The organism is Pseudomonas sp. PDM05 (genome assembly GCF_014851685.1).
Lineage (GTDB): Bacteria > Pseudomonadota > Gammaproteobacteria > Pseudomonadales > Pseudomonadaceae > Aquipseudomonas.
The window spans coordinates 56,603-70,822 of record NZ_JACVAC010000005.1; the positions used below are offsets into that span (position 1 = coordinate 56,603).

A 14,220-nucleotide genomic window follows, 5' to 3' on the forward strand; every position below is an offset into this window, starting at 1 on the left:
ACTTCCGTCATATACTCACTGACTTATTCAGGGCATAGCGCCCATGACAGACCCTTAAGGAGCAAAAGCTATGCGCTGGAGCCACTATTTCGCTCAGCTGTCGGTGTGTGCCACTGTCCTGCTGGCCCCGTTCGCTGTACAGGCCGCCTCGGAAGATGATCCGTGGGAAAGCGTCAACCGCCCGATCTTCACCTTCAACGACACCGTTGATACCTATGCGCTCAAGCCATTGGCCCAGGGTTATCAGTTCGTGACGCCGCAATTCATGCAGGACGGCGTTCATAACTTCTTCCGTAACATCGGCGATGTCGGCAACCTGGCCAACAACGTGCTGCAGCTCAAGCCGCATGCGGCGGGTGTGGACACGGCGCGCTTGCTGATGAACACCACGTTTGGTGTGCTCGGCTTTATCGACGTCGGCACCAAAATGGGGCTGCAACGCAGTGACGAAGACTTCGGTCAGACCCTCGGCTACTGGGGCGTCGGCAGTGGTCCTTATGTGATGCTGCCACTGCTGGGCCCAAGCACCCTGCGTGATGCGCCGTCCAAATACGTAGACAGCTACACCCAGCCGTACCGCTATATGAACGACATCGGCTGGCGCAACAGCACCTTCGGTCTGAACGTTGTCGATACCCGTGCCAGCCTGCTGGACAGCGAGAAGCTGATCACCGGCGACAAGTACACGTTCATCCGCAATGCTTACCTGCAGAACCGCGAGTTCAAGGTCAAGGACGGCAAGGTCGTCGACGACTTTTAAGCCGTGATGTTTTGAAACGAAAAAGGCGACCTCGATGGTCGCCTTTTTTGTGGGCAGGTTTCAGTACATTTTCAGGATCTTGAGCCCCAGGTGCTGGTCTGGGACGTTTGTCTTGGTCCAGACCACTTCGGTGTCCGCTTCCAGTCCCGTGAGGGCGCTGTGCTCGGAATCGATGCGTACAGTCAGTTTGTCGCCTACCTGGAATTGGCGAGGTGCCTGCACCTGCATGCCGGAACTGGAAAGGTCCACGCAAACCCCGGCAATCTCCTGCCCGGCGTGGATCAGCGACACATCGGCATCCACTCGCATGCGGATGAAATCGCGTTTTTCGGCGTAGTCGCGCTCGTGTTGGCTCACGGGTTCCATCCTTACTTTGTGTTGTGGTCGTGGCTGTTCTTATAACTCTCGGTGATTTGCGATGTAAAGACGCTTGGCGACCATCGGCATGAGCTTGAAACCCCTGACGGATGGGAGTACCGTCTGCGCCTTAGAAGGGCACCTCTGCTTTACCGTTGTGCGTGGGCCAAATGCCCATGCTTTGTAGGACAGAGAGGCTAGAAAGCGAATCCAGTAAGTGCGCCCGGCCATTGTCGCGCCACCTACGCCAACCTAATTCTGGCGCCGTTTGCCCACATGCAAAAAACCAGTGCCACGCTGCTGATAATCGATGACGACGAAGTAGTGCGCGCGAGTCTCGCGGCCTATTTGGAAGACAGTGGCTTCAGCGTCCTGCAGGCCAGCAATGGCCAACAGGGTCTCCAGGTATTCGAGCGCGACAAGCCCGACCTTGTGATCTGCGACCTGCGCATGCCCCAGATGGGCGGCCTGGAGCTGATTCGCCAGGTGACCGAGCTCGCGCCGCAGACGCCGGTGATTGTCGTGTCCGGTGCGGGGGTGATGAACGATGCGGTCGAGGCTCTGCGCCTGGGCGCTGCCGACTACCTGATCAAGCCCCTTGAAGACCTCGCGGTGCTGGAGCACTCGGTGCGTCGTGCCCTGGATCGTGCACGCCTGCTGCTGGAAAACCAGCGCTACCGCGAAAAGCTCGAAACCGCCAACCGCGAACTCGAAGCCAGCCTGAACCTGCTCCAGGAAGACCAGAACGCCGGTCGCCAGGTGCAGATGAACATGCTGCCGGTGAGCCCTTGGACCATCGACGAGTTTCAGTTTGCCCACCAGATCATTCCGTCCTTGTACCTGTCGGGTGATTTTGTCGACTACTTCCGCGTTGATGAGCGGCGTGTCGCGTTCTACCTGGCCGATGTCTCCGGCCATGGTGCTTCCTCTGCTTTTGTCACCGTGTTGTTGAAGTTCATGACCACGCGGCTGCTGTTCGAATCCAAGCGCAATGGCACCTTGCCGGAGTTCACCCCGTCCGAGGTGCTGGGCCACATCAACCGAGGCCTGATCAGCTGCAAGCTGGGCAAGCACGTAACGATGGTGGGCGGCGTGATTGATGAAGAAACCGGTCTTTTGACCTACAGCATTGGCGGTCACCTGCCGATGCCTGTGTTGTACACGCCTGACAGTGTGCGTTACCTGGAAGGACGGGGTCTGCCCGTAGGCTTGTTTAACGAAGCCACCTACGAAGACCACATCCTGGAACTGCCACCGACGTTCAGCTTGACGCTGATGTCCGATGGCATCCTCGACCTTCTTCCAGAGCCTACACTCAAGGAGAAAGAAGCTGCCTTGCCCCAAAAGGTCAAGTCGGCGGGCGGCAGCCTGGATGGCCTGCGGCAGGTTTTTGGATTGGCCACGCTAGGGGAGATGCCGGATGATATCGCCCTATTGGTGTTGAGCAGGAATCTTTGATGAGTACCGGAAGAATCCAATTCGCCGAGCAAGACGGGACCTTTGTCCTGAAGTTTGTCGGTGAAGTGCGCCTGACCTTGTGTTCGGCGCTGGATGCGACGATCGAGCGGATCTTCACCGCGCTGAATTTTTCGGCGATCGTGATCGATCTGACCGAAACCCGCAGCATCGATAGCACGACCCTTGGGTTGTTGGCCAAGTTGTCCATTCTGTCGCGGCAGAAGGTCGGCCTGTTGCCGACGGTGGTCACCACCCACGAAGACATCACCCGGCTGTTGCAGTCCATGGGCTTCGATCAGGTGTTCAACATCGTTGATCGCCCGATTCCGTGCCCGGAATGCCTGACTGACTTGCCGTCCCAGGACCAGTCCGAGGAGGTGGTACGCATCAAGGTGCTGGAAGCGCACAAGATCCTGATGGGCTTGAACGAGTCCAACCGCGAGGCGTTTCACGACCTCGTCAATGCCCTCGAGCGCCACTGATCTCCTGTGTAGGAATACATCCCAAATATGGAAGGGGGCTTGCCCCCGATAGCGCCAGATCGATCAGCGCACTTCCAAACAGACAAAAAAGGGCGGCACCTTCACAGGTGCCGCCCTTTTTGTTGCTGCTGCCTTACAGCTTGGCAGTCAACAGCGCCTCCAGCTTCTCCTGGTCACGCGCAAACTGGCGAATGCCTTCGGCCAGCTTCTCGGTTGCCATCGCATCCTCGTTGGATTCCCAGCGGAACTGCGCTTCAGTCAAATGCACGCGTGGCTCACCGGCATGGCCGGGCGACAGCTTGCGCTCCAGCTTGCCGGTATCGGCAGCGAGTTTTTCCAGCAGGTCCGGGCTGATGGTCAGGCGATCACAACCGGCCAGCTCTTCGATCTGGCTCAGGTTGCGGAAGCTCGCACCCATCACCACGGTCTTGTAGCCATTGGCCTTGTAGTAGTTGTAGATGCGCGTCACCGACTGTACGCCTGGATCTTCCGAGCCGGTGTAGTCGGTGCCGTTGGCCTTCTTGTACCAGTCGTAGATGCGACCCACGAACGGCGAAATCAGGAACACGCCCGCTTCCGCGCAAGCCACCGCTTGGGCGAAGGAGAACAGCAGGGTCAGGTTGGTCTGGATGCCTTCTTTTTCCAGCTTCTCTGCGGCGCGGATACCTTCCCAGGTGGAGGCGATCTTGATCAGCACACGGTCACGGCCAACGCCGGCTTTTTCGTACAGATCGATCAGACGGTGCGCACGCTTGAGTACGGCGTCAGTGTCGAACGACAAGCGTGCATCCACTTCAGTGGAGATGCGCCCCGGGACTACTTTCAGGATCTCCTGGCCCACGGCCACCGCAAAGCGGTCACTGGCCAGGCCAACGTCGCCGTTGCAGTTTTTCACGCACTCATCCAGCAGCTTGGCATAGGCCGGAATCGACGCCGCCTTGAGCAGCAGGGACGGGTTGGTGGTGGCATCCTGCGGTTTGACCCGAGCGATAGCTTCGAAATCGCCGGTATCGGCTACGACAGTGGTGATTTGCTTGAGTTGTTCCAGCTTGGAAGTCATGGGCGTGCTCTGTCCTGTGGGTCTGATGACATTACCCGAGCGCTGACAGCCGCTCAAGGGCGCAAATGCGTTCATCGGCCCGCCGTGGCAACAATCTGGGAACGGTCATCTGAATGGCGGGCCTGACGGTTTAATAGGAGGGCGAAAAGGCTGGCAGGTTCAACTCCGCTAACGGTCATCGCCCATCCAGCAGAGCGGCTGCCTGATCGAGCAGTGCCAGTGGGTCGGCAGCCTTGTGAATATCCACCGACAACAACTGCCGGAACTTGCGCGCTCCAGGAAAGCCGGTGCCCAGCCCCAGCACATGCCGGGTGATGTGGTGCATCGAACCGCCTGTCGCCAAATGCGCCGCGATATACGGCCGAAGTTGCGCCAGCGCCTGCGCCCGCGTGATCACCGGCTGCGTGCTGCCAAATAGCTGCTGATCGACCTGCGCCAGCATATAGGGGTTGTGATACGCCTCGCGCCCCAGCATCACCCCGTCAAAGGTCTGCAAGTGCTCCTGGCACTGCTCCAGCGTCTTGATTCCACCGTTCAGGATGATCTCCAGCTCGGCAAAATCCCGCTTCAGCTGCGCCGCCACGTCATAACGCAAGGGCGGAATATCCCGATTCTCCTTGGGCGACAAACCCTCCAGAATCGCAATGCGCGCATGCACGGTAAAACTGGTGCAGCCTGCGTCCTTCACCTGCCCGACAAAATCACACAGCTCGGCGTAGCTCTCCCGGCCATTGATCCCGATGCGGTGCTTCACCGTTACCGGAATCGACACCGCGTCGCGCATTGCCTTCACACAATCTGCCACCAGCGCCGGATGGCCCATGAGGCACGCGCCGATCATATTGTTCTGCACGCGATCACTGGGGCATCCAACGTTCAGGTTCACCTCGTCATACCCGGCGGCCTCGGCCATCCGGGCACAGGCCGCCAAGTCCGCCGGAACGCTGCCACCCAGTTGCAGTGCCAACGGGTGCTCGGCGTCGTTGTGGCGCAGGAAACGCTCGTGGTCGCCATGCAGGATCGCGCCAGTGGTCACCATCTCGGTGTAGAGCAGTGCGTTTTTTGACAACAGGCGCAGGAAAAAACGGCAGTGGCGATCAGTCCAATCCATCATCGGCGCCACGCTGAAGCGGCGAGAGGGCTCGGAGCGGGAAAGGTTAGCGTTTGCTGGGGATTCGGCTTTTTCGGAGTTCATTAATACTGATCTTTTATACGGCGGTTTTTTCCCGTTTTCCCTTGTTTTCTGAAGTCGGTAGCTACGTAGTAGCAATCGACATTCGGCAATGTAGCAACTGGAAATGGGCACGATCACAGCACGTAAGCGCAAGGACAACTCGACAGCCTACGCGGCGCAGATACGGATCAATCGGGATGGCAAGACAGTTTATCAGGAAAGCCGAACCTTCGACTGTAAGCAGGTCGCCCAGGCCTGGGCCAAGCGACGGGAGACCGAGCTGGCTCAGCCAGATGAGTTGGGCCATGCAGCGCCGAACAGCCAGAGTTGGTGGAGTACGCGCAGCCCACGCCTTTTCAGCCGAATATCTATCTGGGTATTTGGAAGAAGTTTTGGCTGACCGCCTGGTGCAGTGACGTCGAGGTTTGCCGGCTACAATAAAACGTTGCCCAGTGGAATGCTCGGGCGGACATAATCAATGTGTTGTGAGGCGCTAGACTATTTTATGAATTCGCCGGTCAATAACCAGAATTTGACTTCTGTCAGCCACCATGTGAGCCAGGCTGAGCGCGCCCATTACATGGGGCATCGCGGCACTGTGCTTTGGTTCACTGGGCTCTCCGCCTCTGGCAAGTCGAGTCTGGCGATGGCGTTGGAGGCTCACCTGTTGAGATCGGGTTACGCGTGCTACACCCTTGACGGGGATAATGTCCGCAAGGGGCTTAACGCCAATTTGGGCTTTTCAGAAGACGATAGAACAGAAAATATTCGCCGGGTAAGTGAAGTGGCGGCCCTGTTCGCTGATGCGGGCATGATTTGCATCACGGCGTTTATTTCACCCTATCGTGAGGGGAGGGCGCGTGCGCGTGCCGTCGCCTGCAACACTTCGTTTCATGAGATCTACATAGCGGCAGACTTGGCAACCTGTGAGATGCGTGACCCCAAGGGTCTATACCGCAAGGCCAGGGCCAAAGAGCTTCGCGATTTTACCGGTATAGACGCGCCTTACGAGCCGCCGCTGGCCCCTGATCTGATCATCGACACCGCTGGCCAGACGTTTGAGCACAGCTTGGGTCGACTGATTGAATATGTGGACGAACATATCCTGCCTGGAACTGACAAGTAATCAGCCGCTTCACGCACAGGACAAACTGAGTTCAATGAGTGTTACTGCCCCGTCATCAGAAGAACAGCCGACGTGTATTGAACCCGATGTTTTTAAACGATGCCTAAAACCCTGAAGTGTCCGTGGATATCGCCGACTATAAAGTCTCGACCCGTTTTTTTGGGATTAAACGATTGGACTTGGTACATGCTGAGTGATTTTATGAGTTGATATTCAGGTCTGAGACTATCGCTTGGCCGGGATTTTGATAAAAAGTCCTGGGGGCAACATGCCCTATAAGGCCGCTGCAAACCCCATGCTTGCGGCGCTGCCTTCACTGAATCCGCACCCTGCTGCCGGACGGCATTCAGGGTTTGTGCTCACCCTGTAGTCACCGTGCCCTTATGAAAAATCTCCCGTCTGGCTCGGCGGCTTATATTTTCATACTTGCTTGCTGCATAGATGCTGTCGAATCGACGACGATCGATATCGCCATATTTGCTCAACTCGTCCATGACGAGTTGGTCGTATTCCTGTTCGATCACAAAGCGGAAGACTTCCCGGCGATAATAGAACCCGAATTGAAACGCTAATACTTCGGCCAAGTAGTCCGTCGGAGTGAGGAAGCAGTTTTCCAGATCAATTGCCTTCGCGGGGCGTGCGTCGTCAAAATTGATCATCACGTTGTTTGCCCAGAAGTCCATGTGCACGATGCCTTTTTCGTGCAGGGCGCGAAGCAGGTCGAATGACCGCGTGATCAGGCTGCGGATGTCGCGGCTCTGGTTTAGCCACTCGAGACCATTGAGATGGTCATCGAGCATTTCGGTGAAGATAAAAAACTCCTGGATCAAGCCAATCGCCGATTTCCTGTAGCCAAAGCCCAGCAAGTTGGCGACGGGGGCCCCGCGTTTCTGTGCGCCGTAGGTGTTGATGACTTCTTCGACCGGCCAATCGAACGCGCCGTCGCGCTTGGCACGTCCGAGGGTCACTCTCAATTTTGGCTTGAGGCTGTCGAGGGGTTGAAACTTGGCAAAAAGGTCGCTTTCCATGCCTTGAAGCGGGGCGCTGATGCGGTGCGGTAGCTGGTGTCGGCTGTCGATAAGGCTCTGGATCGCCAACTCGACACTGCTATCTGTTTCTTGTGTCAGAAAAATCCTGGCGTTGCGGTGGTCGAGTGTTGCTGGAAAGCTCCGAAGCACACCTGGGTCGGGGAAAATCAAAACACGTCCTTGTCATGGAGGAAATATGACGGGAATGTTACACGTGAGGTGCTATTGGATCCAACCTGAACCTAACCTGTCTGATAAATAAATAACTGTCCGCAGTTGGGCTTTGTTGCATTGACAGGTGCGTCTCGATCGTTTAATCGCCTCCGCGCATCCGACGGGCTACCAGGTAAAGCCCCAGCCCAATCAAGGCCGTCGCTGCGCCAATGTAGCCGGTGCTGGTCCACCCCAGGCCTGCAGTGATCGCGATCCCGCCAAACCATGGTCCCAACGCATTGGCCAAGTTGAATGCCGCGTGGTTGGACGCCGCCGCCAGGCTTGGTGCTTCGTGGGCAATGTCCATCAGGCGGATCTGCAGCGGTGCTGCCAGTGACACCATGGTGCCGACCAGGCCGATGCCCAGCAACACACCCCAAAGCGATCCGGCAGCGAAAGGGAAGAACACCAGCACGGCCATCGACCAGACCAATATCAACCCCACGGCGCGGAACTGCATGCGATCGAACAGCTTTCCACCGGCAATATTGCCGATGATGCCGCCAACGCCAAATGCGGCCAGGCCGAAGGGGATCCACTGAGGCGCGACCTTGGTCACTTCGAGCATGGTCGGGGCCAGATAGCTGAAGACGCAGAACATGCCGGCAAAACCGATGGCGCCAATCGACAGGGCCATCCACACCTGGGGTTTGGTGAAAGCGCGCAGTTCCTTGCGTGGGTCGCTGCGCGGTTCGTCATGACGCTCGGGGACGAAGCGCCAGACCAGGGCGATGGTGCAGAGGGCGATCAGGCTCACCAGCGCAAACGCCGAACGCCATCCCAGATGCTGCCCCAGGAAAGTCGCGATTGGATTGCCCAGTAGCATGGCCAGAGTCAAGCCCATCATTACGCGCGCGACGGCACCGGCGCGCTTGTCCGAGGGCACCATGCTGGACGCTACTACGGCGGCAATCCCAAAGTAAGCACCGTGGGGCAGGCCGCTGACAAAGCGGAACGCCACCAGGGAGCTGAACGTCGGGGTGAAGGCGGTCGCCAGGTTGCCCAAGGCATAAAGACCCATCAGCAATAGCAGCATATGTTTGCGCAATAGCCTGGCGCCAAGGATTGCCAGCAGCGGGGCGCCGACCATTACGCCCAGGGCATACGCGCTGATCGCATGGCCCACCTGGGGTTCGCTCAGGTGCAGGTTGCTGGCGATGTCGGGCATCAAGCCCATGATCGCAAATTCGCCGGTACCAATCGCGAAGCTGCCGACGGCCATCGCCGCTTCCATTTTGGCGGCGCTGCGCGCGGGCAGTACGTGCCCAGGTGTTTGTTGGGTGGACATGGAATGCTCTGTTCTCAAGGGGCGCAAGGTAAGCCGGTGATGCTAAAGAACGTCAAGGGAGGCGTCTAGGAAAGGCTTTTCACACCAGAGTTCAGGGCTTTCAGGCGCTTGGCGTTCAGGTGTGGTTTGGTCCATAGAATGCGCAGGGTAGAAGAGTCGTTAGTGAGTGGTGGCGCAGGGATTTCATACGATCGCTCGAATCCTCGATGAGTGTTTAATAAAAACCGCTGCGAATGCGCTGATTGTTTTTAAATAGTAGTTCTTATGGTCTGTCCAGCATCAATAGTGTTAGTCGCGATTCGTACGCTCATAATGAGATTTGAGCAGGGGTAGCAAGGCCAATAAACACCCCACTAATAGTCCCAGGAAAATACCCGCTACCAAATACGGTGTTATGGCTTTTGCGTTTTTTATTTTGACTTTACCCAGGGTGTTGAATGCCCTGAGGCTGTGATCAACCGTCAGGGACGGTAGGCTGAGGGCAAGGGCCTGTGTGTTGGCGGTATCCAATATCGATTTCAGTTTCGATATAGCCAGTTCTTTTGAGTTTGCCTTGAACGACGCCAGATGGACGTAGGGTTGGGGCGTGCCCACGATGTCAACCTTGTTGGCTGTCATGATGCCCATGGCGATGTAGTACACATCGTCCTGGATCGAGCTGTAGAGCTTGATTTCTATCGGTTGTGTCGTCGAGACGGGCACCGTTTCGGTGCTGCGCACTTCTCTGTACATACTCAACAATGAGCCTTTGGTGATATAGCTGCTGGCAACCCATTTAGGGGGTGAAAAGTAAAACGCAGCCAACGCAATCACTACTCCAATCACAACGGCTATACTTATTTTTATTTTATTTTTCCATAAGGCATGGATGAATGGCAGGAGATCTATTTCATCATCGTTGTATTGATTATTCGGCTTCGTCATGCTTCTCACGAGAGATCCTTTTTAATACGTTTCGATGATTGTAGATTAGTTAAATGCATTTGCTGTTACAGCGTTACCGGACAATGACAATATCGATTGTGGCGGGAGGCGAAAGGTTCCAATCTGCTACGGTATGGCTTTTGCTCCGGTAGCCCGCCGATGTCGGGATTCGACCGCTGAGTCCACATCAGACGCCCCATCCTCCTCGGGCATGATATTCTGCGCGCCATCTTGGTCTGAGCTTTCCTCGGCACGTACACCCGAATACGTGCCGGCGGATGACTGTCGCCGAGGTAGCTGAAGCCAATAATGATAAGAAGTCAGCGCAGAAGGGACATAAAAGTGAGGTCGATACGTCGGCCTTGTGTGCCCACCCTGCGGTCCTGAAGTGAATGTGCAAACCCTATCTCGCGGTGCGTTGCCTGGCGCAGCGTGAAGGAGGGTCGTCCATGATTAGGGGCAGTGGGGCGGATGGCGTTTTATCATAGGTGCTACTGATGTTTAAGAAAGTAAACACTGCCCTGCTGGGGCTGGCTTTGTCGATGGGGATCACGTCCGTTCACGCGGAAGAGGCAAAGAAAGTCGATGTGCTGCTGATCGGCGGCGGCATCATGAGTGCAACCCTGGGTGTATGGCTCAATGAGCTGGAGCCGGGTTGGTCGATGGAGATGGTCGAGCGCCTCGATGGCGTCGCCGAAGAAAGCTCCAACGGCTGGAATAACGCGGGTACCGGTCACTCGGCTCTGGCTGAACTGAACTACACCCCGGAAGACAAGAACGGCAACGTTGAGATCCCGAAAGCGGTCGAAATCAACGAAGCATTCCAGATCTCCCGTCAGTTCTGGTCCTGGCAGGTCCAGCAGGGCGTGCTGAAGAACCCACGTTCGTTCATCAACACCACTCCGCACATGAGCTTTGTGTGGGGCGATGACAACATCAAGTTCCTCAAGAAGCGTTACGAAGCCCTGCAAGCCAGCCCGCTGTTTGCCGGCATGCAGTACTCCGAAGACCCGGCGCAGATCGCCAAGTGGGTCCCGCTGATGATGGAAGGGCGTGACCCGAACCAGAAAATCGCGGCTACCTGGAGTCCGCTGGGTACCGACATGAACTTTGGCGAAATCACGCGCCAATTCGTCGCTCACCTGCAAACCACGCCCAAGTTCGACCTGAAACTGTCGAGCGAAGTGCAGGACATCACCAAGAACGCCGACGGTTCGTGGCGTGTCAGCTACAAAAACCTGAAAGACGGCACCAAGACCGAAACCGACGCCAAGTTCGTGTTCATCGGCGCGGGTGGCGGTGCATTGCACCTGCTGCAAAAATCCGGCATTCCTGAAGCCCGGGAATACGCTGGCTTCCCGGTAGGTGGTTCGTTCCTGGTGACCGATAACCCAACCGTGGCCGAGCAGCACCTGGCCAAGGCCTACGGCAAAGCGTCGGTTGGCGCGCCACCGATGTCGGTTCCGCACTTGGACACCCGCGTGCTGGATGGCAAGCGCGTGATCCTGTTTGGCCCATTCGCAACCTTCTCCACCAAGTTCCTGAAGGAAGGTTCGTACCTGGACCTGCTGACCAGCACCACCACCCACAACATCTGGCCAATGACCAAAGTCGGTATTCGTGAATACCCACTGGTCGAGTACCTTGCTGGCCAACTGATGCTGTCGGATGACGACCGCTTCAAGGCGCTGCAAGAGTACTTCCCGAACGCCAAGAAAGAAGACTGGCGCCTGTGGCAAGCCGGTCAGCGCGTGCAGATCATCAAGCGTGACGAAGAGCAGGGCGGCGTCCTGAAGCTGGGCACCGAAGTGGTCAGCTCTGCCGACAACACCATTGCAGGCCTGCTGGGTGCATCGCCGGGCGCGTCCACCGCGGCTCCGATCATGCTGACCGTGCTGCAGAAAGTGTTCAAGGACAAGGTTGCGACCCCTGAGTGGCAGGCCAAGCTGCACCAGATCGTACCGAGCTATGGTACCAAGCTGAACGACAGCCCTGAAGCGGTTGCCAAGGAATGGGCCTACACCGCCGGTGTCCTGCAACTGCCGACACCGCCTGTGATCCCACAAAGCGCCGCGCCAAAGGCTGTCGAGGCTGCAAAGCCTGCGGCTGAGCCGAGCAAGCCGGCGTCTGATCTGGCGTTGTAAGAAGCAGCTGTGGTCCCACGGACCACGCTGAAACAAAAAAGCCCGCTGAACCGGCAACGGTCAGCGGTTTTTTTTGTGCGCAGGTTACCCGTGGGTGCGAACCCGCTCGACTGCAGGCAATTCCACCGTTCGCTCGGCTGCGGCCAGCGCCGCCTTCAAGGCGTGCTGGTCCAACCGGACACAATAGGCCGGTTTGGCCCGCTCAAATCGCCAGCTTTCATCCAGCCCACCGGCATCCACCGCGTCGAAACCCAACTCATCAAGCAATCGGATCACTTGCGCCTTTGCCGCTGCATCATCCGCAGCCACTGGCAGCGCACGGCGGTCGGTGGCGCCGTGAGGGCGCGCATCCTGGGTCAGCTCCGGCGCAAAGATCGCATTGAACACCTTCACTACGTGCGCGTGTGGCAGATGGTCGGCGAGCAGCCGGCTGGTGGTGGTTTCAAAACGGTCCAGCACTGGGATGTGCCCGTCGCGCTGCGGATAGTAATTGTTGGCATCCATCACCGTCTTGCCTTCCAGCCATTGCGGGAGCACGGCGCGATAGTGCTCCAAGGGAATCGCTATGAGCACCAGTTCGCCGAACTTGGCCGCGTCTTCCGCGCGGCCGACTTGAACACCGGGTATGCCGCTGAGCACGCTGCTCATGGTTTGTGGGCCACGGGAGTTGCTCAACATCACCTCCTGCCCGGCAGCCAGGGCCAACTGGGCAACGGCGCGCCCGATGAATCCTGCTCCAATAACGCCAATGTTCATGTCCTTGCTCCAGTGGATTGCGGGAGTGGTTATGATGATTGGCAACCATTTGGTGATAAATGATCGTTCTGGTGTTGCTGTTGTTACTGGGAGTAGGGAATGATGGACCGTCTTTCAAGCATGAATGCTTTCGTGATGGCTGCCGAATCAGGCTCCTATGCCCGTGCGGCCGAGCGCTTGAACATGTCGGCACAGATGGTCGCCAAACACGTCGCGGCACTCGAGCAACGTCTCGGTGCCCGCCTGCTCAATCGCACCACGCGGCGGCAAAGCCTGACGGAGTTGGGCAGTGCGTACTACGAGCGTTGCAAACATATTCTGACGGAGGCTGATGCCGCCGACTCGCTGGCGCAGATCATGAACGACACGCCGCGTGGCAAGCTGAAAGTCACTGCGCCGGTGACGTTTGGTTCCTACAGCCTGATGCCCTTGATCACCCAATTTCTACGCGACCACCCGGATGTGGAAATCGACCTGCACCTGACCGACCGATTCGTCGATCTGGTGGAGGAGGGTTACGAGGTGGCATTTCGCATTGGTCCCCTCGCGACCACCGGCCTCACCGCGCGACCACTTGCGCCTTATCGTCTGGTGGTTTGCGCGGCGCCCGCTTACCTGGCAGCGAGAGGTCTACCGCTGACACCGGCAGACCTTGAGCACCACGAATGCCTGGGCTACGCCTTTTGGTCTCGACCGGCGGATCGCGAGTGGGTTTTTCACCAGGGCGCGACGTCTTACACCGTGCCGGTTGCCAGTCGTTTGCGGATCAACGAAAGCAGGGCCCTGATGTCGGCTGCGCTGGATGGTTTTGGTATCGTCCTCGGCCCGGAAGATTTCTTGCGTGTGGCGTTGGCCAAGGGCGAGTTGGTCCGGGTACTGCCTGACTTCGATGCGCCAAGTCGGCCGATGCATCTGGTCTATACCGCCAACCGCCAGCGCACGGCCAAGCTGCGGCGATTTGTCGAGGCTGTGTTGCAGCGTTTCGGCGGCGATGGGTTCAGCAACCCGACAGACACTACCTGTTAAAAATACTCCAGGCCAAGCAGGAGCGTGGCTGCAGCAAGGGGGGATTTTGTCGGTGCAGGTGTAGGGCGATGACGCCCGAGGGGTTTGTATGTTGCTACGTTATGCGGCATTGGCGGCGGTGGTCGTCGCGGCATCCGGGTGTGTGCAAGAGCGTGTCGTGCATGAACGCAGGCCGGTTCAGCATGAATACGTCGAGGTGATTGCCCCGCAGCCGCCGCCCGTGCAGGTGATCGAAGTCGAGCCGCCAGTCCGTTATGGCTACGTATGGTCGCGCGGTTACTGGCGTTGGGCGGGTGGGCGTTACGTTGCGGTTCACGGCCATTGGGAGCCGGTGCGCGAGGGGTATCGCTACGTGCATCCGCATTGGGTGCAACGTAGTGATGGTTACCACTGGCAGGGTGGTGGCTGGGTGCGTTGAGCCCCA

General features: G+C 57.7%; 14 protein-coding genes and 1 pseudogene. 8 read left to right on the forward strand and 7 right to left on the reverse strand.

Going from position 1 to position 14,220, the window contains the following annotated elements:
- Positions 1-70 precede the first annotated feature (70 nt).
- Positions 71-760 carry a VacJ family lipoprotein gene (locus IB241_RS12240; RefSeq protein WP_192298646.1) on the forward strand — a complete coding sequence of 230 codons (690 nt, stop codon included), beginning with the start codon at positions 71-73 and terminating at the stop codon, positions 758-760.
- Between the two features lie 60 nt (positions 761-820).
- Here IB241_RS12240 and IB241_RS12245 read toward each other — a convergent pair whose 3' ends face one another.
- Complete coding sequence (locus IB241_RS12245; RefSeq protein WP_192298647.1) at positions 821-1,117, reverse strand: PilZ domain-containing protein; 297 nt, start codon at positions 1,115-1,117, stop codon at positions 821-823.
- Positions 1,118-1,393: 276 nt separating this feature from the next.
- On the opposite strand from IB241_RS12245, the gene rssB reads away from it, so the two are divergent.
- Complete coding sequence (rssB, locus tag IB241_RS12250) at positions 1,394-2,575, forward strand: two-component system response regulator RssB (RefSeq protein WP_017737359.1); 1,182 nt, start codon at positions 1,394-1,396, stop codon at positions 2,573-2,575.
- Positions 2,575-3,057 carry an anti-sigma factor antagonist RssC gene (gene rssC, locus IB241_RS12255; RefSeq protein ID WP_010566476.1) on the forward strand — a complete coding sequence of 161 codons (483 nt, stop codon included), beginning with the start codon at positions 2,575-2,577 and terminating at the stop codon, positions 3,055-3,057. Before rssB ends, rssC begins: the two co-directional genes overlap by 1 nt.
- 133 nt (positions 3,058-3,190) lie before the next feature.
- On the opposite strand, the gene tal is transcribed toward rssC, so the two are convergent.
- Positions 3,191-4,117, reverse strand: coding sequence for a transaldolase (gene tal, locus IB241_RS12260; protein ID WP_192298648.1), 927 nt, complete (start codon positions 4,115-4,117; stop codon positions 3,191-3,193).
- A gap of 175 nt (positions 4,118-4,292) precedes the next feature.
- A complete protein-coding gene (gene dusA / locus IB241_RS12265) occupies positions 4,293-5,312 on the reverse strand; it encodes a tRNA dihydrouridine(20/20a) synthase DusA (protein WP_192298882.1) in 1,020 nt (339 codons plus the stop codon).
- 103 nt (positions 5,313-5,415) lie between these two features.
- Between dusA and IB241_RS27935 the strand changes: the two are divergent.
- A pseudogene (locus IB241_RS27935) lies at positions 5,416-5,601 on the forward strand (hypothetical protein); the annotation flags it as partial.
- Between the two features lie 195 nt (positions 5,602-5,796).
- A complete protein-coding gene (gene cysC, locus IB241_RS12270) occupies positions 5,797-6,417 on the forward strand; it encodes an adenylyl-sulfate kinase (protein WP_225595459.1) in 621 nt (206 codons plus the stop codon).
- 359 nt (positions 6,418-6,776) lie between these two features.
- Here the strand turns inward: cysC and IB241_RS12275 are convergent, their stop codons facing one another.
- The 3 genes from IB241_RS12275 to IB241_RS12285 all read right to left on the reverse strand — a co-directional run bounded on the left by IB241_RS12275 (position 6,777) and on the right by IB241_RS12285 (position 9,870).
- A complete protein-coding gene (locus tag IB241_RS12275) occupies positions 6,777-7,616 on the reverse strand; it encodes a hypothetical protein (RefSeq protein ID WP_192298650.1) in 840 nt (279 codons plus the stop codon).
- A 142-nt stretch (positions 7,617-7,758) separates the two neighbouring features.
- Positions 7,759-8,946, reverse strand: a complete 1,188-nt coding sequence (locus IB241_RS12280) for an MFS transporter (protein WP_192298651.1) — start codon at positions 8,944-8,946, stop codon at positions 7,759-7,761.
- A gap of 288 nt (positions 8,947-9,234) precedes the next feature.
- On the reverse strand, positions 9,235-9,870 hold the full coding sequence (locus IB241_RS12285) for a Wzz/FepE/Etk N-terminal domain-containing protein (RefSeq protein WP_192298652.1): 636 nt from the start codon (positions 9,868-9,870) through the stop codon (positions 9,235-9,237).
- Positions 9,871-10,367: 497 nt separating this feature from the next.
- Between IB241_RS12285 and mqo the strand changes: the two genes are divergently transcribed.
- The gene (mqo, locus tag IB241_RS12290; RefSeq protein WP_192298653.1) at positions 10,368-12,014 is read left to right on the forward strand and encodes a malate dehydrogenase (quinone); all 1,647 of its coding nucleotides are present in this window, start codon (positions 10,368-10,370) and stop codon (positions 12,012-12,014) included.
- Positions 12,015-12,098: 84 nt separating this feature from the next.
- Here mqo and IB241_RS12295 read toward each other — a convergent pair whose 3' ends face one another.
- Positions 12,099-12,770, reverse strand: a complete 672-nt coding sequence (locus IB241_RS12295; protein WP_192298654.1) for an NADPH-dependent F420 reductase — start codon at positions 12,768-12,770, stop codon at positions 12,099-12,101.
- 99 nt (positions 12,771-12,869) lie between these two features.
- Between IB241_RS12295 and IB241_RS12300 the strand changes: the two genes are divergently transcribed.
- Together IB241_RS12300 and IB241_RS12305 are read left to right on the forward strand one after the other, a co-directional pair.
- A complete protein-coding gene (locus tag IB241_RS12300; RefSeq protein ID WP_192298655.1) occupies positions 12,870-13,796 on the forward strand; it encodes a LysR family transcriptional regulator in 927 nt (308 codons plus the stop codon).
- A gap of 88 nt (positions 13,797-13,884) precedes the next feature.
- The gene (locus IB241_RS12305) at positions 13,885-14,214 is read left to right on the forward strand and encodes a YXWGXW repeat-containing protein (RefSeq protein WP_192298656.1); all 330 of its coding nucleotides are present in this window, start codon (positions 13,885-13,887) and stop codon (positions 14,212-14,214) included.
- Positions 14,215-14,220 lie beyond the last annotated feature (6 nt).

Coding starts and splice junctions, on each gene's coding strand:
- IB241_RS12240 (WP_192298646.1), top strand. CDS start 71: ATGCGCTGGAGCCACTATTTCGCTCAGCTGTCGGTGTGTGCCACTGTC.
- rssB (WP_017737359.1), top strand. CDS start 1,394: ATGCAAAAAACCAGTGCCACGCTGCTGATAATCGATGACGACGAAGTA.
- rssC (WP_010566476.1), top strand. CDS start 2,575: ATGAGTACCGGAAGAATCCAATTCGCCGAGCAAGACGGGACCTTTGTC.
- tal (WP_192298648.1), bottom strand. CDS start 4,117: ATGACTTCCAAGCTGGAACAACTCAAGCAAATCACCACTGTCGTAGCC.
- dusA (WP_192298882.1), bottom strand. CDS start 5,312: ATGAACTCCGAAAAAGCCGAATCCCCAGCAAACGCTAACCTTTCCCGC.
- cysC (WP_225595459.1), top strand. CDS start 5,797: ATGAATTCGCCGGTCAATAACCAGAATTTGACTTCTGTCAGCCACCAT.
- IB241_RS12280 (WP_192298651.1), bottom strand. CDS start 8,946: ATGTCCACCCAACAAACACCTGGGCACGTACTGCCCGCGCGCAGCGCC.
- IB241_RS12285 (WP_192298652.1), bottom strand. CDS start 9,870: ATGACGAAGCCGAATAATCAATACAACGATGATGAAATAGATCTCCTG.
- mqo (WP_192298653.1), top strand. CDS start 10,368: ATGTTTAAGAAAGTAAACACTGCCCTGCTGGGGCTGGCTTTGTCGATG.
- IB241_RS12295 (WP_192298654.1), bottom strand. CDS start 12,770: ATGAACATTGGCGTTATTGGAGCAGGATTCATCGGGCGCGCCGTTGCC.
- IB241_RS12300 (WP_192298655.1), top strand. CDS start 12,870: ATGATGGACCGTCTTTCAAGCATGAATGCTTTCGTGATGGCTGCCGAA.
- IB241_RS12305 (WP_192298656.1), top strand. CDS start 13,885: ATGTTGCTACGTTATGCGGCATTGGCGGCGGTGGTCGTCGCGGCATCC.